21 protein-coding genes are annotated in these 24,502 nt (G+C 60.8%); 9 read left to right on the top strand and 12 right to left on the bottom strand.

Translation table 11 applies throughout. The annotated features are described in order from the left end of the window. The first annotated feature begins 172 nt into the window (after nt 1-172). The 9 genes from AC1D35_RS17125 (at nt 173) to glpK (ending at nt 10,247) form a co-directional block, all read left to right on the top strand. Nucleotides 173-946 (top strand): DeoR/GlpR family DNA-binding transcription regulator, encoded by a 774-nt coding sequence (locus tag AC1D35_RS17125; protein WP_477854325.1) that lies wholly within the window; start codon nt 173-175, stop codon nt 944-946. A gap of 112 nt (nt 947-1,058) precedes the next feature. Continuing rightward, nucleotides 1,059-2,588, top strand: a complete 1,530-nt coding sequence (gene glpD / locus AC1D35_RS17120) for a glycerol-3-phosphate dehydrogenase (protein ID WP_477854326.1) — start codon at nt 1,059-1,061, stop codon at nt 2,586-2,588. Between the two features lie 42 nt (nt 2,589-2,630). Then, nucleotides 2,631-3,707, top strand: a complete 1,077-nt coding sequence (locus AC1D35_RS17115; RefSeq protein WP_477939197.1) for an ABC transporter ATP-binding protein — start codon at nt 2,631-2,633, stop codon at nt 3,705-3,707. Nucleotides 3,708-3,716: 9 nt separating this feature from the next. Continuing rightward, a complete protein-coding gene (locus tag AC1D35_RS17110; protein WP_113298014.1) occupies nt 3,717-4,787 on the top strand; it encodes an ABC transporter ATP-binding protein in 1,071 nt (356 codons plus the stop codon). A 3-nt stretch (nt 4,788-4,790) separates the two neighbouring features. Continuing rightward, a complete protein-coding gene (locus AC1D35_RS17105) occupies nt 4,791-5,657 on the top strand; it encodes a carbohydrate ABC transporter permease (RefSeq protein WP_113298013.1) in 867 nt (288 codons plus the stop codon). Nucleotides 5,658-5,672: 15 nt separating this feature from the next. Next, entirely contained in the window at nt 5,673-6,494 is an 822-nt protein-coding gene (locus tag AC1D35_RS17100) for a carbohydrate ABC transporter permease (protein WP_113298012.1), read from the top strand. Nucleotides 6,495-6,506: 12 nt separating this feature from the next. Continuing rightward, nucleotides 6,507-6,788, top strand: a complete 282-nt coding sequence (locus AC1D35_RS17095) for a DUF2160 family membrane protein (RefSeq protein WP_113298011.1) — start codon at nt 6,507-6,509, stop codon at nt 6,786-6,788. A 79-nt stretch (nt 6,789-6,867) separates the two neighbouring features. Continuing rightward, nucleotides 6,868-8,598, top strand: a complete 1,731-nt coding sequence (locus AC1D35_RS17090) for an ABC transporter substrate-binding protein (protein ID WP_477939194.1) — start codon at nt 6,868-6,870, stop codon at nt 8,596-8,598. A 152-nt stretch (nt 8,599-8,750) separates the two neighbouring features. After that, the gene (gene glpK / locus AC1D35_RS17085; protein ID WP_477939192.1) at nt 8,751-10,247 is read left to right on the top strand and encodes a glycerol kinase GlpK; all 1,497 of its coding nucleotides are present in this window, start codon (nt 8,751-8,753) and stop codon (nt 10,245-10,247) included. Between the two features lie 143 nt (nt 10,248-10,390). Here glpK and AC1D35_RS17080 read toward each other — a convergent pair whose 3' ends face one another. The 12 genes from AC1D35_RS17080 to AC1D35_RS17025 form a co-directional block, all read right to left on the bottom strand. Further along, nucleotides 10,391-11,461: an ABC transporter ATP-binding protein gene (locus AC1D35_RS17080; protein WP_477939191.1), complete on the bottom strand. Its 1,071-nt coding sequence runs from the start codon at nt 11,459-11,461 to the stop codon at nt 10,391-10,393. A 17-nt stretch (nt 11,462-11,478) separates the two neighbouring features. Continuing rightward, nucleotides 11,479-12,999, bottom strand: coding sequence for a DUF5060 domain-containing protein (locus tag AC1D35_RS17075; protein WP_477939189.1), 1,521 nt, complete (start codon nt 12,997-12,999; stop codon nt 11,479-11,481). Nucleotides 13,000-13,030: 31 nt separating this feature from the next. Next, nucleotides 13,031-13,873, bottom strand: a complete 843-nt coding sequence (locus AC1D35_RS17070) for a carbohydrate ABC transporter permease (protein ID WP_477939208.1) — start codon at nt 13,871-13,873, stop codon at nt 13,031-13,033. A 38-nt stretch (nt 13,874-13,911) separates the two neighbouring features. Continuing rightward, a complete protein-coding gene (locus tag AC1D35_RS17065; RefSeq protein ID WP_477939187.1) occupies nt 13,912-14,811 on the bottom strand; it encodes a carbohydrate ABC transporter permease in 900 nt (299 codons plus the stop codon). 94 nt (nt 14,812-14,905) lie between these two features. Next, entirely contained in the window at nt 14,906-16,159 is a 1,254-nt protein-coding gene (locus AC1D35_RS17060; protein ID WP_477939186.1) for an extracellular solute-binding protein, read from the bottom strand. 197 nt (nt 16,160-16,356) lie between these two features. Continuing rightward, on the bottom strand, nt 16,357-18,216 hold the full coding sequence (apnL, locus tag AC1D35_RS17055) for a D-apionate lactonase (RefSeq protein ID WP_477939184.1): 1,860 nt from the start codon (nt 18,214-18,216) through the stop codon (nt 16,357-16,359). After that, nucleotides 18,213-19,247, bottom strand: a complete 1,035-nt coding sequence (locus tag AC1D35_RS17050) for a Gfo/Idh/MocA family protein (RefSeq protein WP_477939180.1) — start codon at nt 19,245-19,247, stop codon at nt 18,213-18,215. Before AC1D35_RS17050 ends, apnL begins: the two co-directional genes overlap by 4 nt. Before the next feature lies 1 nt (nt 19,248). After that, nucleotides 19,249-20,313, bottom strand: coding sequence for an ABC transporter permease (locus AC1D35_RS17045; protein ID WP_113297334.1), 1,065 nt, complete (start codon nt 20,311-20,313; stop codon nt 19,249-19,251). Beyond that, nucleotides 20,310-21,860 (bottom strand): sugar ABC transporter ATP-binding protein, encoded by a 1,551-nt coding sequence (locus AC1D35_RS17040; RefSeq protein WP_113297335.1) that lies wholly within the window; start codon nt 21,858-21,860, stop codon nt 20,310-20,312. Before AC1D35_RS17040 ends, AC1D35_RS17045 begins: the two co-directional genes overlap by 4 nt. Continuing rightward, nucleotides 21,857-22,501: a DUF2291 domain-containing protein gene (locus tag AC1D35_RS17035; protein ID WP_113297336.1), complete on the bottom strand. Its 645-nt coding sequence runs from the start codon at nt 22,499-22,501 to the stop codon at nt 21,857-21,859. The genes AC1D35_RS17040 and AC1D35_RS17035 overlap by 4 nt, the downstream gene beginning before the upstream one ends. A 77-nt stretch (nt 22,502-22,578) precedes the next feature. Next, nucleotides 22,579-23,520 (bottom strand): D-ribose ABC transporter substrate-binding protein, encoded by a 942-nt coding sequence (locus tag AC1D35_RS17030; RefSeq protein ID WP_113297337.1) that lies wholly within the window; start codon nt 23,518-23,520, stop codon nt 22,579-22,581. Nucleotides 23,521-23,658: 138 nt separating this feature from the next. Then, nucleotides 23,659-24,486, bottom strand: a complete 828-nt coding sequence (locus AC1D35_RS17025) for a phosphogluconate dehydrogenase C-terminal domain-containing protein (protein WP_477939176.1) — start codon at nt 24,484-24,486, stop codon at nt 23,659-23,661. Nucleotides 24,487-24,502: the final 16 nt, after the last annotated feature.

Genomic DNA, 24,502 nt, shown 5'->3' with positions numbered 1-24,502 from the left:
TCGCGGACAGCGAATCGCATAATACGCTAAGCGCGCAACAAGGCAGAGGCGGGGCGAGCTTTGCAATATCCAAAGGGATTTCAGCACTCGATCATATTCAAACAAAACGCCCGGTGAGATTGCCCTCAAGCGAAGTTTCGCTAAAGATGAAAGCGAAACGAAGGGAGGGCGCATGTTTCTGTCAGATCGTCAGGAGAAGATCATCGCGCTTGCAAGATCGTCGGGCCGGGTGCTGGTCGATGATCTGGCAACGCAGTTTGCCGTGACACCGCAGACGATCCGCAAGGATCTGAACGATCTTTGCGATGCACAGCTCCTGACGCGCATACACGGCGGCGCAACCTTCCCGCGCGGAACGGAAAATGTCCGCTACGACGCAAGACGCCAGATCGCCGCGACTGAGAAACAGGCAATCGGCATTGCCGCAGCCGATCTCATTCCCAACAACAGTTCGCTTTTCATCAATATCGGCACGACGACAGAAGCCGTGGGCGAAGCCCTCTCCGATCATCACGAGTTAATGGTGATCACCAATAATATCAATGTTGCCAATAGATTACGACTGATCGACCATATCGAGGTGGTGATTGCCGGCGGCGTCGTGCGCCAGTCCGATGGCGGCATTGTCGGCGAAGCGGCCGTTGATTTCATCAGGCAGTTCAAGGTCGATTATGCCGTGATTGGCGCCTCGGCAATCGATCCTGACGGTGCCCTGCTCGATTACGATTTCCGCGAGGTCAAGGTGGCGCAGGCGATCATCGCCAATGCCAGACACGTCATACTAGTTGCGGATTCGACCAAATTCGAACGGACCGCACCTGTTCGTATCGGCCAGATTTCGCAGGTCCATACCTTCATTACCGACCAATGCGATTCGCCCTCCATCCGCAATATCTGTCAGCAGAGCGGCGTCGTTTTGGTCGAAACGGCGAAAGCCAATCGCTGATTTTAACGGCGAGTAACATTCGTTTGACATTCGAAAAATTTTCGGTTTAATCGTCCTCACTTTCGCAATGGTTGGGGAAACTATTGCGCTTTCTGGCTCAAAGAGGGGGAGCATGAGCCGAATCCACGATATTTTCGTCATTGGCGGTGGGATCAACGGCTGCGGCATTGCGCGCGATGCGGTTGGCCGTGGTTATACGGTGGCCCTTGCCGAGATGAACGATTTTGCCTCAGGCACCTCCTCGGGCGCCACAAAGCTCATCCATGGGGGCTTGCGCTATCTCGAACATTACGAGTTCCGCCTGGTGCGGGAATCGTTGATGGAACGCGAGATCCTGTGGGCCATGGCCCCCCACATCATCTGGCCCCTGCGCTTCGTGCTGCCCTATCACAAGGGCGGCATCCGGCCGGCCTGGATGATCCGCCTCGGCCTCTTCCTCTACGACCATCTCGGCGGCCGCAAGCTGTTGCCGCCGACATCGGTGCTCGACATGCGTTCTGATCCGGCCGGCAAGCCGCTGAAGGGGCTCTTCACCAAGGCCTTCGAATATTCCGACGGCTGGGTCGACGATGCCCGCATGGTGGTGCTGAATGCGCGCGATGCCGCCGACAAGGGCGCGCTGATCATGCCACGCACCAAGGTCGTGTCGGCGAGACAGGAGAAGGGTGCCGACGAGAAGAGCGTCTGGACGATCGAGACGGTCAACACGGTGAGCGGCAAGAGCGAGCGCCATCAGGCCCGCATGCTCATCAATGCCGCCGGCCCCTGGGTCGATCATGTCATCCGCGCAGCCTTCGGCCAGAACGAGGCCCGCCATGTGCGCCTCGTCCAGGGCAGCCACATCATCGTCAGGAAGAAGTTCGATGGGCCACGCGCCTATTTCTTCCAGAACCCCGACAACCGCATCATCTTTGCCATCCCCTACGAGACCGATTTCACGCTGATCGGCACGACCGACCGCGATTACACCGCCGATCCGAAGGATGTGAAGATTTCCGAGGAGGAGACACTCTATCTCTGCAATGCGGCATCGGAATATTTCAAGGAGCCGGTGAGGCCGGAGGATATCGTCTGGACCTATTCGGCGGTGCGGCCGCTCTTCGACGACGGCGCCTCGAAGGCACAGGAAGCGACGCGCGACTATGTGCTGAAGATCGAGGGAAAGGCCGGCGAGGCGCCGCTTCTCAATGTCTTCGGCGGCAAGCTCACCACCTACCGGCGGCTGTCGGAACATGCGCTGGAAAAGATCGGCGAAGCGATCGGTCTCAAGGGGAGGCCGTGGACGGCGGGCAGCCATCTGCCGGGCGGCGACTTTCCGGTGCAGGGTTATGAGGGCGAAGTCAGCAAGCTGAAGAGCCGCTATCCGTTCCTGACCGATGCCCATGCCCGCCGGCTCGTACGCCGCTATGGCACCAGGGCAACCACGCTTCTCGGCGGCGCCCAGAAGATCGAGGATCTCGGCAGGCGGTTCGGATCCGACCTCTATGAGGCCGAGGTCGAATATCTCGTCCAACATGAATGGGCCAGGCACGCCGAAGACGTGCTCTGGCGAAGAACAAAGGATGGTCTGCGTCTTTCCAAGGAGCAGGTCAGATCACTGGAGGAGTACATGGCTACCAAGCCGGCACAGATGGCCGGATAAGGTGGCGTGTGGTCCCCGTTGCGAGGAGGCACGGGAATCGGAATGCTGGAGCTGCGAAACGCCGCCAAGATGGTGGGCGCGGACTATCATATCTATCCGACCGATCTGGTTCTCGAGCGGGGCACGCTGAATGTCCTGCTGGGGCCAACCTTGTCGGGCAAGACATCGCTGATGCGTCTGATGGCGGGGCTTGATCGGCCGACCGAAGGCTCGGTGCATTTCGACGGCGCCAATGTCACCGGCATGCCGGTGCAGAAGCGCAAAGTCGCCATGGTCTACCAGCAGTTCATCAACTATCCGGCATTGACCGTCTACGAGAACATCGCCTCCCCGATGCGCATTTCCGGCAAGGATGCGGCTGCGATCGATCGCGACGTGCGCAAGGCAGCCGAACTCCTGAAGCTCACGCCCTATCTCGATCGCACGCCGCTCAATCTCTCCGGCGGCCAGCAGCAGCGCACAGCGCTCGCGCGCGCCCTCGTCAAGAATGCCAGCCTGGTGCTGATGGATGAGCCGCTCGCCAATCTCGATTACAAACTGCGCGAGGAATTGCGCGAGGAATTGCCGAAGATCTTCGCCCAGTCGGGTGCGATCTTCGTCTACGCCACCACCGAGCCATCGGAGGCATTGCTGCTCGGTGGCAATACAGCGACGCTGAACGCCGGCCGCATCACCCAGTTCGGACCGACGATCGAGGTCTATCGCCGCCCGGTCGATCTCGCCACCGCCGGCATCTTCGCAGATCCGCCGCTGAACGCCATCGAGGTCACCAAATCGGGCCATCTCTTCGTGCGCCCAGGCGGGGGCACGCTTCCGGTTCCGGCCCATCTTTCCACCGTGCCGGACGGGCCTGTCACCATTGCCTTTCATCCGCACCACCTCGGCCTTGCGCCGCAGACCGGCGATGCAGCCCGCCTGCAGGCGCGCACGCTGGTGTCCGAAATCACCGGTTCGGAGAGCTTTGTTCACCTGGACTATGACGGCGTGCGCTGGGTGATGCTGGCACACGGCATTCACGACATCGATCCGGACATGGAAATCGAAGCCTTTCTCGACACGCGCCACATGATGGCCTTCGGCGGCGACGGACAGGCCATCGCCACGGTTGGAAAGGTTTAGGAGAGCACAATGGCACGCATCACGCTCGACCATATCCGCCACGCTTACGGCGCCAATCCCAAGAGCGACAAGGATTATTCGCTGAAGGAAGTCGACCACGAGTGGAACGATGGCGGCGCCTATGCGCTTCTCGGCCCCTCCGGCTGCGGCAAGACCACGCTGCTCAACATCATCTCCGGCCTCCTGCAGCCGTCGCACGGGCGCATCCTGTTCGACGGTAAGGATGTCACGGACCTTTCGACCCAGAGCCGCAATATCGCGCAGGTCTTCCAGTTTCCGGTCATCTACGACACGATGACGGTCTACGACAATCTTGCCTTTCCGCTGCGCAACCGCGGTGTCGCTGAAGCGGATGTCGACCGGCGCGTGCGCGACATTCTCGAGATGATCGACCTTGCCGGCTGGGCGAAGCGCAAGGCGCAGGGCCTGACCGCCGACCAGAAACAGAAGATCTCGCTCGGGCGAGGGCTCGTGCGCAACGACGTCAACGCCATCCTCTTCGACGAGCCGCTCACCGTCATCGACCCGCATATGAAATGGGTGCTGCGTTCGCAGCTGAAGCGGCTGCACAAGCAGTTCGGCTTCACCATGGTCTATGTCACCCATGATCAGACCGAGGCGCTGACCTTCGCCGAGAAGGTGGTGGTCATGTATGACGGTCAGATCGTCCAGATCGGCACGCCAGCCGAACTCTTCGAGCGACCGAGCCACACCTTCGTCGGTTATTTCATCGGCTCGCCCGGCATGAACGTCATGCCGGCGCGGATCAATGGCAGCTCTGTCACGGTCGGAGACGAGACGCTGACGCTCGACTATGCGCCGAAGACCGAGGGAGCGACCAAGACCGAGCTCGGCATTCGCCCGGAATTCATCCGGCTCGGCCGGGAGGGTATGCCGGTATCGGTGAGCAAGGTCGAGGATATCGGCCGCCAGAAGATCGTTCGCGCCCGCTTCGCCGGCCAGCCGATCGCAATCGTCGTATCCGAGGATGCCGAAATCCCGGCAGAGGCCCGCGTCAGCTTCGATCCGTCGGCCATCAGCATTTACGCCGACAGCTGGCGCGTCGGCAGGGAGGCCTGAACCATGCAGAAGACGTGGAACAACAAAGCTTGGTTTCTGGTCCTGCCGGTGCTGCTGCTCGTTGCGTTTTCGGCCGTCATCCCGCTGATGACTGTCGTCAACTATTCGGTGCAGGATACGTTCGGCAATAACGAGTTCTTCTGGGCCGGTACCGACTGGTTCGTCCAGACTCTGCACTCCGCCCGTTTCTGGGACGCACTGCAACGCAACCTGCTCTTCTCCTTCATCATTCTGGCGCTGCAGATTCCGCTCGGTATCTTCATCGCGCTCAACATGCCGAAATCGGGGCCGGGCGTTCCCGTCTGCCTCGTCTTGATGGCGCTGCCGCTGCTCATTCCATGGAACGTCGTCGGCACGATCTGGCAGGTTTTCGGCCGTGTCGATATCGGCCTGCTCGGCCATACGCTGGAAGCGATCGGCCTCGACTACAATTATGTACGCGATCCGGTCGATGCCTGGGTGACCGTCATCATCATGGACGTCTGGCACTGGACGAGCCTCGTCGTGCTGCTGTGCTATGCCGGCCTCGTTTCGATCCCGGATGCCTATTATCAGGCGGCCAAGATCGACGGCGCCTCGCGCTGGTCCGTCTTCCGCTACATCCAGCTGCCGAAGATGAAGCGCGTGCTTTTGATCGCCGTGCTGTTGCGCTTCATGGACAGTTTCATGATCTATACCGAACCCTTCGTCGTCACCGGCGGCGGCCCCGGCAACTCGACGACCTTCCTCTCCATCGATCTGGTGAAGATGGCGGTCGGCCAGTTCGATCTCGGCCCGGCGGCGGCAATGTCCATCATCTACTTCCTCATCATCCTGCTGCTCTCCTGGGTGTTCTACACCGTGATGACCAGCGGCGACGCGAACGGCTAAGGGGGAGGGTAAGACATGACCAGCAAATACAAACCTGCAGGCAGCCTTTCCTGGCTCGTCCCGACAATCTACATCGTCTTCCTGATCCTGCCGATCTACTGGCTCGTCAATATGAGCTTCAAGGAGAATGCCGAGATCACCGGCGCCTTCTCGCTGTGGCCGACGAACCCGACGCTGCGCAACTATGCGGTCATCTTCACCGATCCGTCCTGGTACAACGGCTATATCAACTCGATCATCTATGTGGTGATGAACACGGTGATCTCGGTGGCCGCAGCACTTCCGGCCGCCTACGCCTTCTCGCGCTACCGCTTCCTCGGCGACAAGCACCTGTTCTTCTGGCTGTTGACCAATCGCATGGCGCCACCGGCGGTCTTCGCGCTGCCCTTCTTCCAGCTCTATTCGGCCTTCGGCCTGATCGACACGCATATTGCCGTCGCACTCGCCCACTGCCTGTTCAACGTGCCACTGGCGGTCTGGATCCTCGAAGGTTTCATGTCCGGCGTACCGAAGGAGATCGACGAGACGGCCTATATCGACGGTTATTCCTTCCCGCGCTTCTTCGTGAAGATCTTCATTCCGCTGATTGCGAGCGGTGTCGGCGTGGCAGGCTTCTTCTGCTTCATGTTTTCGTGGGTCGAACTCTTGCTTGCCCGCACGCTGACGACGACGGCCGCAAAGCCGATCTCGGCGATCATGACACGCACGGTCTCGGCCTCCGGCATGGACTGGGGCGTACTGGCGGCAGCCGGCGTACTGACCATCATTCCCGGCGCGCTCGTCATCTATTTCGTTCGAAATTACATCGCCAAGGGCTTTGCCCTGGGCCGCGTCTGAGGAGGACCGGACATGAGCTTTTCCTGGATGGCCTGGACGCTGCCRACGGCGCTCTTCTTCCTGACGATCCTTCTGCTGCTGATCGGCATGAGCGTCTGGGAATATTTCTCGCCGGGCGGTTCGCCCCGCGTCGGCCTGCTGCGMTTCGAGACCACGCGCGGCGACCGGCTGTTCATTTCGCTGCTTGGCGCAGCATTCATTCATCTTGCATGGCTGGGTCTGGGAGGACCCAACCTGTGGTGGGCTCTTGGCATCTCCGTGATCTACGCGATCGGCGTGTTCCGTTACGTGTGATGCCAGGGTGATACAGATGGCCGGGGGTACTGGCCGCCTGAGACGTGAGACCTGCAATCGCAAACCCCGGGAGGATATTATGCGAAAGCACTTACTGACGACGACAGCAGGCTTGCTGCTGGCAATGACCGCGTCGGCTTATGCCGGCATGGACGAGGCCAAGACATTCCTCGACAAGGAAGTCGGCGATCTATCGACGCTTTCGCGCGCCGACCAGGAAAAGGAAATGCAGTGGTTCGTCGATGCCGGCAAACCCTTCGCCGGCTTGGACATCAAGGTTGTTTCCGAAACGCTGACGACGCATGAATATGAATCGAAGGTGCTGGCGCCTGCCTTCACCGCGATCACCGGCATCAAGATCACCCATGACCTCATCGGTGAAGGCGACGTCGTCGAAAAGCTGCAGACGCAGATGCAGTCAGGCGAAAATATCTATGATGCCTATGTCAACGACTCGGACCTGATCGGCACCCATTGGCGCTACCAGCAGGCCCGCAGCCTGACCGACTGGATGGCCAATGAAGGCAAGGATGTCACCAATCCGGGCCTCGACATCGACGACTTCATCGGAACCAAGTTCACGACCGCGCCGGACAAGAAGCTCTATCAGCTTCCCGACCAGCAGTTCGCGAACCTCTACTGGTTCCGCTACGACTGGTTCAACGACGAGAAGAACAAGGCCGATTTCAAGGCGAAATACGGCTACGACCTCGGCGTGCCCGTCAACTGGTCGGCCTATGAGGACATTGCTGAATTCTTTACCGGCCGTGACGTAAACGGCAAGAAGGTCTTCGGCCATATGGACTATGGCAAGAAGGACCCGTCGCTCGGCTGGCGCTTCACCGATGCCTGGCTATCCATGGCCGGCAATGGCGACAAGGGTCTGCCGAACGGGCTTCCGGTCGATGAATGGGGCATCAAGGTCGACGAGAATTCGCGTCCGGTCGGCTCGTGTGTCGCACGCGGCGGCGATACCAACGGCCCGGCCTCCGTCTATTCGATCGAGAAGTATCTCGATTGGATCAAGGCCTACGCTCCGCCGGAAGCCGGCGGCATGACCTTCTCCGAATCCGGTCCGGTGCCGGCGCAGGGTGCGGTTGCCCAGCAGATCTTCTGGTACACGGCCTTCACCGCTGACATGGTCAAGCCCGGCCTGCCGGTCATGAATGAGGACGGCACGCCGAAATGGCGCATGGCTCCGAGCCCGCACGGCGTCTACTGGAAGGACGGCATGAAGCTCGGCTATCAGGACGTCGGTTCCTGGACGCTGATGAAATCGACGCCTGACGACYGCGCCAAGGCCGCATGGCTCTATGCGCAGTTCGTCACCTCGAAGACCATCGACGTGAAAAAGAGCCACGTCGGCCTGACCTTCATCCGCGAATCCACCATCCGCGACAAGAGCTTCACGGAGCGTGCTCCAAAGCTCGGCGGCCTGATCGAGTTCTACCGTTCGCCCGCCCGCGTGCAATGGTCGCCGACCGGTACCAACGTTCCTGACTATCCGAAGCTCGCGCAGCTGTGGTGGCAGGCAATTGGTGATGCCGCTTCCGGCGCAAAGACGGCGCAGGAAGCCATGGACTCGCTGTGCGGCGAACAGGAAAAGGTGCTGCAGCGCCTGGAACGCGCCAAGGTACAGGGTGATATCGGCCCGAAACTCGCCGAGGAGCATGATCTCGCCTATTGGAACGCAGACGCGGTGAAGAAGGGCAACCTTGCGCCGCAGCTGAAGATCGAGAACGAGAAGGAAAAGCCTGTCACCATCAACTATGACGATCTCGTCAAGAGCTGGGCTGACGCCAAGAAGTAGGCGTCGGATTGGCCGGGCGCTCTGAGCGTCCGGCAACCGTCAGGCCTTCCCGGCGACAGTGCCGGGAAGGTCGACAGCGCTTCCAAAACATAAAACGAGCACAGGGCCGTCGTTTCGACGGAGCGATGGCTGCTGCGCAGGAAAGACATGTCATGAACGGCCATATCCTTGCCATCGACCAGGGCACGACATCGTCCCGGGCAATCCTTTTCGACCCTCAGATGCGGATCGCATCATCGGCCCAGACGGAGATTACCCAGCATTTCCCGCAGACCGGCTGGGTGGAGCACGATGCGGGTGAAATCTGGGACACGGTGCTTGCGACGGCGCGCGATGCGGTAGCAAAGAGCGGCATAGCGCCGGGCGCGATTGCTGCCATCGGCATCACCAACCAGCGGGAAACGACTGTCGTCTGGGAAAAAGCCACCGGTCGGCCGCTCCACAGGGCGATCGTCTGGCAGGACCGGCGCACGACGGAAATGTGCGACCGGCTGAAGGTCGATGGCTATGAAAAGCTCTTTACTGCCAAGACCGGCCTGCTTCTCGACCCCTATTTTTCCGGCACGAAGCTGCGCTGGCTGCTCGACAACGTCGAGGGGCTGCGTGTCCGCGCCGAAGCCGGAGAGGTCTGTTTCGGGACCATCGACAGCTGGATCATCTACAAGCTGACCGGTGGCCGGATGCATGTCACCGATGCGACCAATGCCTCGCGCACCCTGCTCTACAACATCGCCGAGAACTGCTGGGACGACGAGCTTCTCGAGATACTGCGCATCCCGCGCGCGCTGCTGCCCGAGGTCAAGGACAGTGCCGACGATTTCGGCATGGTCGATCCTGACGTCTTCGGCACGGGGATCCCGATCCTCGGGGTCGCGGGCGACCAGCAGGCGGCGACGATCGGCAATGCCTGTTTCGAACCGGGCATGGTGAAATCGACCTACGGCACCGGCTGTTTTGCACTCCTGAATACCGGTGACGACCGCGTGCACTCGAAGAACCGGCTGCTCACCACCATCGCCTACCGTCTGAACGGCAAGACGACCTACGCGCTGGAGGGATCGATCTTCATTGCGGGTGCTGCCGTGCAGTGGCTGCGTGACGGTCTCGGCATTATCGGGAAGGCATCGGAAACCGGTGCTCTGGCTGACAGGGCCGATCCGCAGCAAAGGGTTTATGTCGTGCCGGCCTTCACCGGGCTTGGCGCTCCCTATTGGGATCCGGAAGCGCGGGGAGCGATCTTCGGCCTGACGCGCAATAGCGGCCCGGCCGAGCTCGCGCGCGCTGTCTTGGAGTCGGTTGCCTACCAGACGCTCGATCTTCTGGTGGCGATGCGCAGCGATTGGGGCGACCACCCGATCGAAACCGTCCTGCGCGTCGATGGCGGCATGTCGGCCTCCGAATGGACCATGCAGCATCTCGCCAATATTCTCTCAAGTCCTGTGGACAGGGCCGCGACGCTGGAGACGACAGCGCTTGGCGCTGCCTGGCTTGCCGGATCCAGGGCTGCAGTCTGGCCGGATCGCGATGACTTCGCCCAGGCCTGGGCGAGCGACCGCACCTTTGAGCCGGATATGACTGACATGGACAGGCAGGCCCGGATCGTCGGCTGGCGCAATGCGATTGCACGAACACTCAGCACGGTGACCTGACCTGGGGCGGACCAACACCGTGGAAAGAGCCGGGCGGTGTCAGGCCGCCCGGCTCATTTGTATCTGAGGGTGCTGATCTCAGCGCAATTCCAGCAAAGGAGCGCAGCTGTTCTGTGTCCGGAATGGCGGGAACACAACGAGCTTTAAGCGTCGAGCCTGTTCTGCGTCTGCCGGTCGAAGAAGTGTACTTTGGGGGTCGCAAACGACAGCTTGACGCGCTGCTCCGGAGCAAGGTTTACGCGTTCGCGCACGACCCAGGTCAGCTCCTTGCCCTCGACCTCGACGGCGACATGGGTTTCCGAGCCGGTCGGCTCGATAACCTTCACGACCGCCTCGACGCCCTCATCGCCACCGAGCGAAATATCCTCGGGACGGATGCCGAGCGTGAGTGTCTTGCCCCCGGAATTGGCCGGCGCCTGAGAGAGTTTGACCCGCGCGCCGCCGGGAAGAGCGAGACCAGGCCCGCCGGTATCCTCAAGCGTGCCCTCGAGGAAATTCATCGCCGGCGAACCGAGGAAACCGGCGACGAAGATGTTGCGCGGCCGGTCATAGAGTTCGAGCGGGCTGCCGATCTGTTCAACATGGCCGCCCTGCAGCACGACGATCTTGTCGGCCATGGTCATGGCTTCGATCTGGTCATGCGTGACATAAACGATCGTCGTCTTCAGGCGCTGATGCAGCGCTTTGATCTCGGCCCGCATCTTGACGCGCAGTTTGGCATCGAGGTTTGACAGCGGCTCATCGAAGAGAAACACCTTGGGATCGCGGACGATGGCGCGGCCCATGGCAACGCGCTGGCGCTGGCCGCCCGAAAGCTGTGCCGGTTTGCGCTCCAGAAGCGGCTGCAGGCCGAGGATCGCCGCGGCTTCCGCCACCTTCCTGTCGATCTCCGGCCGCTTGGCGCCGGCAAGCTCCAAAGCAAATCCCATGTTCTGGGCGACCGTCATCTGCGGATAGAGGGCGTAGTTCTGAAAGACCATGGCGATATCACGGTCCTTCGGCTGCAGATTGTTGACGACGCGCCCGTCGATGCTGATCTTGCCGGCGCTGATCTCCTCGAGTCCGGCAATCATGCGCAAGAGCGTTGACTTGCCGCAGCCGGACGGGCCGACGAGGATGACGAACTCGCCGTCGGCAATCTCCACGTCGATGCCGTGGATGATGTCGACCGAACCGAAGGATTTCTTGACTTTGTTGATACTCAACCCGGACATGACGTCTCCTTCTATCTTTAGCGCTTCCTGCGCACGCGCAGTGCCTGATGCGGCTTGCGAGGCAGCTTGACGCCGAAAGCTGCATCCGGCTTGCCGCCGCGCACGATCGCGCCATGACGGGTGGGATGCGGCACGGGTGCGGCGACCTTTTCGGCCGGTGTGATCGTCATCTCCCAGGTGTCGATGATATCGACGTCGTAATCGGTGCCGTCGAGCGGCAGGCCCGATGACCAGATGACGGGCTGATGCTCGCCGAGATAGATCAGCCGGAAGTCGCCGTCGCCGTCCCGCGCGCCCGAGACCCGAGACCAGGGCCATTCTCCGATGATGCCGAGCGGTTCCAGCCCGTGCTTGACGTCGGCCTCGAGCAGGTCCCGCAGGAAGCCGATGCGCTTCCAGGCCTCGCCGTGCAGCTCGCCGCCCTTGGCCCACCAGATCAGGTCCTCGGGATGCGAATAGGTCTCGCCATGGCCGGCATAACCGCCGCGCGCCATAGTGATCCAGTAGCGGTGGACCAGCTCCTGGGCGGAGAGATTGCCCCAGGACTGCAAGATATCGCCTTCATATTCTGGCTCGTCGTTGACGACGGGCTTGCCATAGGCATTGCGCCATTCCTGCGTGCGCTTGACGTCGGGGTTCTGGATGCAGGTATGGGTGACCCATGGTTTGCGATGGTCGAAATTGGCCGTCACGTCGCCATTATGGATGGAGCGCAGGTGCTGGTATGGGTCGTTTTCCTCCAGGATATGGAAATAGCGATCCCATTGCTCCATCGGCTTGGTATCGATCAGGAAATCATATTCATTAGCAAGCGACCACCAGACATTCCGGTAGGCCGAAAGCCGCGCTGCCAGATAGGCGACATAGCGGAAATCCTGCTCGGCCGACATGTCGGCATAACCCCAGCGGTCATAGGGATGGAAGATGATGATGTCGGCCTCGATGCCGAGCGCACACAGGGCTGCCACCTGCCGGTCGAAATGCTGAAAGAAGGCCGGGTTCGGCCRGTCGAAGTCCTCCTTGCCGTCAGCGCCTTTTTCGAAGCCGGCATGCAGCGGTTCGTTGACGTTGTAAGGATAATCCTTGGGGAACACGCCCATGCGGATCTTGTTGAAGCGCGTCTTCTTCAGCGTCTCGAGCGTCTGCTGCTGCATCTCCAGCGGCTGGTGCGTCCAGGCATAGCAGGTCGTGCCGAAGGAGAAGAACGGCGTGCCGTCTGCATAACCGAAATGAAACTTGTTGCGCACCCGGACGGGGCCGTGATTGGCTGCTGATGGTGCGCTTGCGACAAACGAACCCGTCTTGCCGTCGAGTGCAGCCGTCTTCGACCGTGTCTTGAAGGACCATTCGCCTTCGCTGTCGGGCATAAAGCGGATGCGGTAGGTGCCGTTGCCGTCATAAAATCCCGGCACACGGACTTCCCGGCTCTTGTGCATGAACACGGCATCGAATGCCACGTCGAGATAGGGATTGCCCTCGGACGGGCCGGCGAAGGCCGCTTCGAACACGCCCCATTTTTCGACTGCTGCATCAGACATATGTCTCTCCTCGTAGAACAAGATTTCGGTGTCAGCCCTTGACGGCCCCGGAGGTCAGCCCGGACACGAAGTAGCGCTGGAACATGAGATAGACGATCGTCGCCGGTAGCACGGTCATGACGATCGCGGCGTTGAGCTGGCCGTAATTGCTGGAAAACTGACCCTGAAACGACATGAGGCCGAGCGGCAGGGTCCACATGTGCTGGTCCTGTAAAAGGACGAGCGCCATGGCGAATTCGTTCCAGGTGGAGACGAAGTCGAGTATCAGCAAGGCGGCGAGAACCGGCAGGCAGACCGGCAGGAAGATCCGCCGGAAGATGGTGAAATGTGTGGCGCCATCGATGAGGGCTGCCTCCGACAGCTCCTTCGGAATGCCTTTGAAGAAGCCGTGCAGGATGAAGACCTGATAGGGAACGCCGAAGGCGATGTAAGGCAGGATGACGCCCGGATAAGTGTCTATCAGGCCGAAGGAATTCACCAGCGTGAAGAGCGGAGCCAGCATCACCTGGAAGGGGATCATCGTGCCGAAGACGACGAGCAGCAAGAGGGCCTTGCTGATCCTGAGCTTGATCTTGGCAAGCGCGTAGGCGGCCATTGCCGACAGCGCGAGGCCGAGAGGCACCTTGATGACGGTGATGATGACGCTGTTGAAGAAGGAGCTGGCGAAATTGCCGCGGCTCCAGGCGTCGGCGTAGTTTTGGAAGGCGAGTTCGGTGGGCGGCATGAAGGCGCCGGTGCTGGTGACGGCCGCCGGTGTCTTCAACGAGGTGAAGACGATGAAGATGAAGGGTGCAACCCAGACCAGCGCGACAAGGACAAGCGCGATCCACAACCCGATCAGCACAGGATCGCGCTTCAGCCGGATCGGCTTCATATCGATGTCGATATCGTCAACTTCGGCTCCGAGAACTGTCACGCGTCGACCTCCTCGTGCTTTTGTGTCCAGCGCAGGTAGGGGATGACGATCGCCATGGTGATCAAAAGCAGCACCACCGAGATCGCCGCACCGCGGCCGAAATCGAAGATCTGCATCGCCTGGGTGAAGGCCCAGAGCGCCAGCATCTGCGTCGACTGGGCAGGACCGCCGCCGGTCAGGCCGTAGACGATGTCGAAGGCCTTCAGCGACGAGATGATGGAGAGGACGAGCACGATCGTAATTGTGGGTCGCAGCGCCGGCAGGGTGACATGCTTGAACACGGCCCAGCGGCCGGCGCCATCGATGCGGGCGGCTTCGACGAGCGTCTGCGAGACGTTCTGAAGGCCTGCGAGGAACAGCACCATCGAGAAACCGACGGTCTGCCAAAGATAGGCGATGAAGACGGAGTAGAGCGCAATATCCTTGTTGCCGAGCCAGTCCTTGATCGAGGTCTGCATCCCCCATGAGGTCAGCATCTGGCTGAACAGACCGAAGAAGGGATCGTACATCCACTTCCACATGGTGGCGACGGCGATCGGCGCGATGATGACGGGCAGGTAGAAGATGGCGCGCAGGCTGTTGCGGCCAAAAATCTTCTGGTTAAGGCTGAGCGCCAGCAGCAGCCCGACCAGCGGCGGGAAAACCAGGCTCATCAGCGTCCAGATCACGGTATTCTTGAAAGCGACCCAGAAAACCGGATCGCGCGTGAAGATCGCCGCGTAATTCGCGAGGCCGACGAAGGGCCGTTGCGGATCGAGCCCGTTCCACTTCTGGAAGCTGATGATAACCACGTTCAGCATCGGGTAGAGCGCGAAGATCGCGTAGATGGCCAGAGCCGGCACGAGCAGGATGAAGGCCTGCACGCGTGGATCATACGTTGTTTGGCGCAAGGACATTGTCACCTCCGGGGCAGGGCATCGCCCTGCCGGTCTTGCGTATGCGGCGCCAGCCGACCGACGTTGTGTCGGCCAGCCGGCGTCTCGGGAGGGGTCAGGTTCTGCCGGCGATGAAGGCCTGCATCTGCTTTGCAGCCGCGGCCGGCTCGATGCTGCCGGAGGCAACATCGTTGATGACGCGGAAATATTCCGTCGTCACGTCAAGCGGGAAGGCCTGGTCGCCGTTCATGTAGATCTTGCTGTAGGTCTTGAAGATATCCAGCCACTCGGCTTCCAGAGGCTTCTGGTTGGTGTACTGGACATTCTTGTTGACCGAGATCGAGCTGATCTGGCCGACGAGATCCTGCTGCACCTTCGTCGACAGGAAATAGTCGACGAACTTCGCAGCCATATCCGGGTTCTTGGTCTTGGTGCTGATGTAATTATACTCGGCAAAACCGTAGAGGCGGTTGGTGTTGGTCGGGAAGGGGAAGATCCCGTAATCATCGAGGTTGACGCCGCTGCCGGAGAGCTGACCGACCAGCCAGTCGCCTTCCAGCATCATCGCCGCACGGCCTGCGGTAAACAGGCTATAGGACTGCTTGTTGTCGATGCCCATGAAAGGCTGGAGCGTATAATCCTTCGTCCACTTGGCGAATTCGGCAAATGCGTCGGTGGCGCAGGGCTCCGTCGACCAGTCGAGCTTCATCAGCTTCAGCTGGTCGTGCTTTTCGGCACCGCACTTGGTTTCGAGGATGACGTCCATCAGGCGCATGACGTGCCAGTTGACGGTGCCGCCGAAGGTGAAGCCCGGAATGCCGGCTGCCTTCAGCTTCTCGGCTGCTGCCAGAAGCTCGTCATAGGTCTTCGGCTCTTCGGTGATGCCGGCCTGCTGGAAAAGCTTCTTGTTATAATAGACAGCCTCACCCTTGAAGGTGAAAGGCGTGCCTTGCTTGCCGCCCGGATAGAGATCGGCAAAGGCAGCTGCTGCGGGAAGCAGCTCGTCGTTCCACTTGTATTCGGTGTAGTACTTGTCGAGCGGCAGCGACAGGCCGGCCTTCACATATTCGCCGCCAAGGCCAAGGCCTGCCCAGCTGAAATAGATATCAGGGCCGCGGTTGGAGCCGGCAGCCACGCGCAGCGCCGTCTTGTGCTCGTCGACAGCGCGCTGGACGATCTCGATATGGGTTCCCGGATTTGCCGCTTCGAAGTCGCTCGCAACCTTCTTCAGTGCCACATTGGCAGCGTTGTTGTCGAAGTTCAGCGTCCAGAGCGTGATGTCCTCAGCCTTGACGGGCGTCACGGCAACAGCCGCGACAGCGATAGCGGCCATGCATGAAGACTTCAATTTTGCAGAAAGCGTCAGCATTACGTCCTCCTCTTGTAAAGCTGGAGCCTTTCTTGCAGGATGCTCATTGACATGTCAACTGGTATGATGAGGTAACCATGACGAGGGCGTTCACATTTCCTTCAATGGTGCTGTCTAGCTGAACGAGCACCTAAGTTTGACAGCGCCACCGGCGCTCGCTGGCGTTTCGGTCGGCGAGAGGACGGATAAGCAACCGGTCAATCGGTGAGGCGAACGGCTATCGCGCCGAAGGCATCGAGCGTCACGCTTCCACCGCGCGAAGCGGACCCGAAGGCCGCGATATCGACGCTTCGCTCTTCCGCCGTCAGGTTGACGATGTGCAGTGTCGCATTGAATGATTGCCGCGAAATGAAAGCCAACAGCTCTGATGGGCGTGAGGAAGCACAGCTTTTCCACGACGAGCCGGCAAGGCTGGAGAGAAGCTTCACCACGTTGAAAAGCGGCCGATTGCCGCCTTCCTCCGTTGGCTCTGCCTTACCGGCAACCAGGCCGAAGGGGCCAGTGAGTGCCGAAAGCGTCATGCATTCGATGTCGGCATCAAGTACCCGTATGGCATAACCGAGCGCGAAGGCCTCCGCGAAGCGGCCGTTGTGGCGCGGATCGCGGTTGGCCATCGGAATGCGTCCGTTGGAGGGATTGTCCATCGTGCGGCTGCCATAGGGGTTCTGCCGCATGGGAATGGTCGAGGGGCCGATCCGGTAGGACTTGTCGCCATAGATGGCGCGCGCCGAGCCCGTGATGAAGGGCAGCGCTTCCAGGGTCTGCATGACGCTCAGATCATCGGCGGCATGGACGATCGGATTGGTGCAATGGCTTATGAACGCGAGGCGTTCGGCCGGCACGCGCTTGCGGTTGAGTTCGGTGAAGTAACTCAACATGCCGCCGCCGATGCGGATACCGGCAAAGGCCGCGTGGGCTGCGGCATACACCTCTTCGAGCGGTGGGCATTCCGGCCATTTGCTACCGGGAGGCGTCGACTGCCGATCGACGGAGGGCGAAATCAGGATGGCGGCCGGACGAAAGCCTGCATCCTGCATCTGCCCGGCAATTTCTGCCGTTTCAGTTGCCGGCGTCTGCCTGCAGGGAAGGGCGATTTCCAGCGTCGAGCGGCCGCGATGAACGGCGGCGACGGCGGCGAAATCCCTGAATGCTTGCGCGCCGTGACCCGCATTCGGGTCGAAGTGGAAGAGCAGTTCCTGTGGCGCGATCTCGTTAAGCAGATCACGGGCCGCAAGTGTTGCCTTGGCTTCCTCAGGGGTGACGATCAGGCCAATGGCCGGCATGGTGCCGCTCCGCCCAGCCGGTTCGAGCCGAATGGCGCCGGCAGTTGAGCCGGGGGCCGTCGTCTGATCACTCCTGGTATCGCGGATCGAAAGGACGATCCTCTGCTTCACCGGTTCGTTGGCGGCGATCTGATAGGGCCAGGGCAGGGCGAGCGGGCGCACATAGGTCTTGTAGGATGCGTCCGACCAGTTGCGCTGGTCTTCCATCTCGAACGTATCGCCTTCCATGCGGCATTCGGCCGAAACCCCTGGCAGCACCTGATGGGTGATTGCCCGCATGTCCTTGAAGGGTTGCCAGGGTTCAATCTTATCGGGAAAATGCGTCTCGTCGATGCTGCCATCGACATGCTCGACCTTTGCCGGACTTCCGGCAATGCCGACGATCGGATGCAGGATACAGAAGCCGCAGCGATTGGTTTCGAAACCATCAGGCGAGAGCGCTTCGGCCGCGAAAATCAGTTCACTTTCAGTCGCCGCGATCCGTACCGAAATTGCGAGCGTGCTGTCATCGGGTCCGTTGCAGCGCGCGACATAGCGGACGGAAAAGCTTCCTTTGTCCTGCTCGACCGACAGGCCCTCGATATGAGGGCTGTAGGTACCCCAGTCGCGGTCGCGCACCAGATAGGAGACGGCGCGCAGCACCTCGATGCCGTCATAGCGGATTGTCCGCAGATTGCCGTTGGCAAGATCGGCCGAGAGGCGCCCGGCGGTCAGGCGGACCGGATGTTCTTCGGCCTCATGCGTGCCGTAGAGGGCGAAGGCGTCCGTGGTCATTTCAGCATCGCCTCTACATCGATCGTCTTGCCGGACGCGGCACTGTCATAGGCCGCTTCGACAAGGGCAAAGGTCTTGAGATTGTCGGCACCCGAGGTTGCGGGCTCGCCGCCATTTTTCAACCGGTCGACCCAGTGTTTCTGGATCGCATAGACGCTTTCCTGAATATTATGCCAGGGCCGCGATGCCCAGGCGAGCAACTCCGGCGAGGCATCGGAAACGACAGTACCTGCCGCATTGGTCACTTCGAGCCGGTAGCCGACAGAAAGACGGATCGTGCCATCGGTGCCGTCGAGCTCGATCAGCGTTTCCGGGAAAGGCTCTGTGCCAAGCTTGGTCGCGTAGCTGACGTCGACGACGGATGTCGCGCCGCTCTCGTGGTCGAGCAGGATCGTCGCGACATCCTCGCCCTTGATCTTTGGATTGACGCGTTTGGTGCGGGCTGTCAGCGTTTTCACGTCGCCGAGGATGAAGCGGGCGATATCGAGCGTATGGATGCCAAGGTCCTCGATGATGAAGCGTTCGCCTTCGGCGAGATAGGGCTGGCCCGAAAACACGTCGTAGCCGGAGCGGAAGGAGAAGCGGCCCCAGAAGGGCGTGCCGATCGCCTTGTTGTCCAAGAGCCGGCGAACGGCTTGGATCGGCGTCTGCCAACGAAAATTCTCATGCACCATCAGCGGAATGCCGGCACTCCGGCAGGCCTCGACCATCGCCTTGGCATCGGCAAGCGTCTTCGCAAAAGGCTTCTGGCAGATGGCCGGGATCTTGTGGCTGGCGGCGATCTCCACCAGCGCCCGGTGGCTCTGGACCGTGGTGGCGATATCGACGAAATCGAAGCCGCCATCGGCAAACATGGCTGCGGCATCCGTGTAGCGCCTGTTAATGCCGAACTGGTCGCCGACAATCTTCAGCCGCTCCGGGTCCCGGTCGCAGATGGCCACGATCGAAGCACCGTCAACGTCCTTCCACGCATGCATCTGATTGATCGCAAAGAAGCCGCAACCGATCAAAGCACCTTTCAAGTCAGCCATTTCAACCTGCCTTTGCCATCTGCATAAGGGTGACGCGCTGCTGCAGCCGACGCTGCGCCTGGTCGACGACGACGGCGATGATAATCACCAGCCCCTTGATCACCATCTGCCAGAAGGAGGAAACCCCCATCATGACGAGACCATCGGAGAGAATGCCGATGACGAAGGCGCCGATGATCGTGCCGCCGATCGTGCCGCGACCGCCCGACATCGAGGTGCCGCCGAGAACGGCTGCGGCAATCGCGTTGAGTTCGAAGCTTTCGCCGGTTGCCGGATGTGCGGCCATCAGTTCCGAGGAGATGACAATGCCGACGATTGCCGCGCACAGGCCGGAGAACATGTAGACGAAGATCTTGACCAGATCCACGCGGATGCCCGACATGCGGGCGGCGCGTTCGTTGCCGCCCACGGCAAAGATATGGCGGCCGATCGGTGTCGAGCGCGCTACATAGGCAGCGACGAGCGCCAGAAAAATCAGGATCCAGATCGACACAGGCAGGCCGAGAATGCGGCCGGCGCCGAAGAAATCGAAACCGGTCGTCGCATATTCCGGCCGGCCGACGAGGTTCGGAAAGGTCTGGCCGTCGGACGACAGTAGTGCGAGGCCGCGCGCGACATAGAGCGTGCCGAGTGTGGCGATGAAGGGCGCGACATTGAGCTTGGTGATCAGCAACCCGTTGATCAGCCCGATGATGAGGCCGATTGCGAGCGTGATCAACACGATCTCCGCGAGGTTGAAATAAACAGTATAGCCGATCGGCAGTTCGATGCCGTAGAGGATGAGGCCACCGGCGACCATGCCGCAGAGGCCGACGATCGAGCCGACCGACAGGTCGATGCCGCCGGTGATGATGACGAAGGTCATGCCCATCGCCAGGAAGGCGTTCAGCGCCACATGCTTCGACATCAGGATCATGTTCGCAGTCGAAGTGAAGTTCGGCGCGAATATCGAGAAGAAGATGATGACGGCAAAGAGCGCGATGAAGGTTCGAAGCTTCATCAACGTCAGCAGGAAGGAGCCGTTCGCGCTCTTCGGCGCGGAAGTAGATGTGGTAGCCGCCGTCATGACGCGAGTTTCCCTTGGTGTTCGTGGCCCTTGGCGGAGGCAGCGATGATCGCCTCTTCCGTCGCCTGATTGCGGTCGAAAACGGCGATGAGATGGCCGTTGCTGAGCACCGCGATGCGATCGGAAAGCGCCATGACCTCCTCGAGGTCGGAGGTTGAAAACAGGATGGCGAGGCCATTGGCGGCAAGCCGGCGCATGGTGCGGAAAACATCCGCCTTGGCGCCGACATCGATGCCGCGGCTCGGCTCGTCCATCAAAAGAACCTTCGGATTGGTCATCAATGCCTTGCCGATGACCACCTTCTGTTGGTTGCCGCCGGACATGGAGGTGACCTCGAAATCCGGGTTCGGCGCCTTGATGGAGAGATCGCGGATCGCCTCGACGATGGCGTTTTTCTCGGCCTTGGCGTCGATATGGAAGAGGCGTGTGAAGCGACCGAGGCTGGCAAGCGTCAGGTTGGAGGCGATGGAGAGAACCTGCACCAGCCCCTCGCGCTGCCGGTCCTCGGGAATGAGGGCGAGACCGCGGCGGATGCGCCGTGTCGTATCGCGCGCCCGCACTTCCTGCCCGTCGATGAAGATCTTGCCGGTCGAGTGCGCGTGGCGGCCGATGACGCATTCGAAGAATTCGCTACGCCCTGCACCCATCAGGCCGTAGATGCCGAGGATCTCGCCTGCCTTGACGGACAGAGAGACATTATCGACGGCAAGCCCGCCGGTCGGCCGCGGCAGGCTGATGTTTTCGGCGCGGAACATTTCCTTACCGAGCGCATGATCCTCGGATTTGGCAAAATCCTTGGCGTCGGAGCCGATCATCGAACGCACGATCCAGCGCGTGTCGATATCCCTGACCATGGCGTGCCCGGTGATCTGCCCATCGCGCAGCACGGTGATGTAGTCGCCGATCCGCATCAGCTCTTCCAGCCGGTGGGAGATATAGACGATCGCCACGCCCTGCGCCTTCAACTCGCCGATCACCTTGAAGAGGATCTCGACTTCGGCGGCCGACAGTGCCGACGTCGGCTCGTCCATGATCAGGATGCGGGCGTTCAGCGACATCGCCTTGGCGATTTCGACAAGCTGTTGCTGGCCGATCGGCAGATCCTCGACCATGGTCTGAGCATCGATGCCGGCATCGAGCCGGTCAAGGAATTCGTTGGCCTTGCGGACCTGTTCCTTATGGTCGATGCCGAGCACGCCGCGGGTCAATTCACGCGTCGCAAAGATGTTTTCGGCGACCGACATATTGGCGAAGAGATTGAGCTCCTGGAAGATCATGCCGATGCCGTGCGCCTGCGCATCGGCCGGGCTGTCGAAGGAAACGGTTTCGCCGTCCAGAATGATGCGCCCAAGCGTCGGCCGCTCGACACCGGCGATGATCTTCATCAGCGTCGATTTGCCCGCACCGTTTTCACCGACCAGCACGTTGACGGCGCCGCGACGCAGCTCGAGATTGGCGCGCTTGACGGCGACGATGCCGGAATAGACCTTCGACACGTCGTCGAGGCGCAGAATGATATCGTCGGTTGGAGCCTCGGCCATGGTCATGGTGCTACCGTCAGCGCTGAAGGGGTGACGAGCGGCAGATCGTTGCCCGACGGCAGCGGGAAGGCGCCCGTGACAGTAACCGTCTTGCCGACCAGTCCGTCGCGCGGGACCGCCGAGAGAAATGCGGCGTTCGCCTTCTCATTGAAGGACTTGCCGAACTGCGCCCATTCGATCTGGTTCTTGAACTCGTTGAAATTGACGAAATCCAGCGTGTCGCGCAGCGCCGTGCCGCGGATGGCCGGTCCGATCTGCACCTTGGCATCCGCCTTGCCGTCGCCATCGGCATCGACATCGAGCGCTGCTGCCCGTGATGCCGTATCGGCGGCGACGACCTTGCCTGTGAATTTCACCGCATAGGTCCAAGGCGAGCTCGCCTGCTTGCGCGGATTGCCGTATTTCTCACCGGCTTGATCTGGGTTCGAAGCGGCCAGCGCCGCCACATCTTTCAGCTCGCCGGCGCGCTTTTCATAATAGGGAACGACCTGTGGCTGCCAAATCGCCTCGACCTTGGCATTCGGATCGAAAGCGCTCTTTGCCGCCGCTGCGGCTTTTTCTTCCGCAGTCGGAGTCTTGATGATCTTGCAGCCGGGCAAAGCCGCCGCCACGAAAGCGGCGATCAGGGCGCCCCTGATCCTCAACATGCGATAAACCTCGAAATCAATGGAAATAGGCTGCAGGGAGCGCAGTCTCCCGCGCTCCCTGCATTAATCGGTCCGCCTTACTTTGCGATGGCGAAGGTCTCGAGCTTGCCGGCATTGTCGGCATTGATGAGGACGCAGTCCATCAGCTGCTTTTCTTCCTTCGGCGCCGTCTTGTTCTTGATGAAGGCGTCGGCCTGTTCGACAGCCAGCTGCGCCTGCGCATAGGCCGGCTGCAGCACGGTCGCCTTGATGCCGCCCGACTTGATGGAGTCGCGAACGTCGTTGGAGCCGTCGAAGCCGACGACGATGACATCCTTGCGGCCGGCAGCCTGGAGGGCGGCAATCGCACCCATGGCCATCGTGTCGTTGCCGGAGATCACGCCCTTGATATCAGGGTTGGCCTGCAGAATGGTTTCCATCTTCGAATAGGCTTCCGTCTGGCTCCAGTTGGCCGACTGCTTGGCGACCGACTTCAGGTCCGGATAGTCGTCGATGACGTCATGATAGCCCTGTGAGCGGATGCCGGCATTGGTGTCCGATTCCTTGCCGACGAGCTCGACATAATTGCCCTTCTCGCCCATGAGCTTGACGAATTCCTGCGCGCCGAGCTGGGCGCCCTGATAGTTGTTGGAAACGATCTGGGCGACGGCAACGCCGGTCGCATTGATTTCGCGGTCGATCAGGAAGGAGGGGATGCCGGCATCCTTGGCCTTCTTGACGGCGGCAACCGAAGCGTCAGCGCCGGCATTGTCGAGGATGATTGCCTTGGCACCGCGGCCGATGGCGGTGTCGATCATTTCCGACTGCTTGTTGGCATCGTCGTCATGTGTCATGACGAGCGCCTCATAGCCGAGTTCCTTGGCCTTGGCCTCGGCGCCGACAGCTTCGGCCTTGAAGAAGGGGTTGTCGTGGGCCGGCGTGATGATGGCAATCAGGTCAGCCGAAAAGGCCGGCATCGCAACGCCGAGCGATAGGGCGCCGGCGAAGGCGGCAAGGGTCAGTCTACGTGTAAGCTTCATGGTTTCTCCTCCCAGGTTTGACGCATGGCCGAACCAACCCCGGCTCGGCTGAAATTCATGCGAAATCGAAAACCGGCCCGTCTTCAAAGTCCCCCCGGGCCGGCAAGGCGGCAAGGCCCGAGCCCTGCCGCGGTAGTGTCAGGTGATGCGCCGGATGCTGTCGGCGATCTCCTGAGGTTCGAAGACCTTCTTCCAGTCGTCGCGCATAAGCGCCGGAATGCCGAACTCGATCGCCTTATTGCAGGCATCCGAGAACACGCCATCGACTTCCTTGAAGATGACGGCACCGAGCACATTCATGTGGCCGAGCAGGAAGTCGCGGGCAGCTTCCGCCGGAACGCCGCGCGAGACGCATTCGTCCATGGCCTGACGCATGATGACGAGCAGCGAGGCGCAAACGGTTTCCGAAAGGCCGGGCTCCAACATCGCCATCTGCTCGACGGTGACGCGGTGCGAGCGCATGACCGGCGCCCAGATCACCTTGGCGATCTCTTCGCCGAGGCCGTAAGCGCTGTCTGGACCCTGCATCAGTGCCGAGACGATGTGCTGCTTGGCAAAAAGGCCGCCGAAATGGTCCTTCTTGGCCTGCATGTCCGTCTCGTCGTTGAAGATCGGCGGATGGCAGGGATGGGTGACGAAGTAGGTAAGATCGTTGCGCTGCGGCAGGTGGCCGGCAAAGGGGGCGGCCGCATCGAGCGCGACGACCATTGTGCCTGGCTTCAGCTTGTCGACGATGCCGGCGGCTACCTTGCCGATCGCGGTATCCGGCACGGCCAGGATCACGACGTCGGCACCGTCGAGCGCGGCATCGGCCGGCGTGCAATCGATGCCGAGATCGCTCTTCAGACGTGCCTTGCCGACATCGCTGACCTCGACATGGCGAACGTCAAAACGGGAACCTTTGAGATTCTTGGCCAGCCGGTATCCCATTTTTCCACCGGCGCCGAAGAGGGCAATTGCAGTCATGTTTCCTCACCTTTGT

Source organism: Rhizobium sp. P1_E6 (assembly GCF_056405875.1).
The sequence above is the reverse complement of the archived record's forward strand: the minus strand, read 5'-3'. Positions and strand labels throughout refer to the sequence as shown.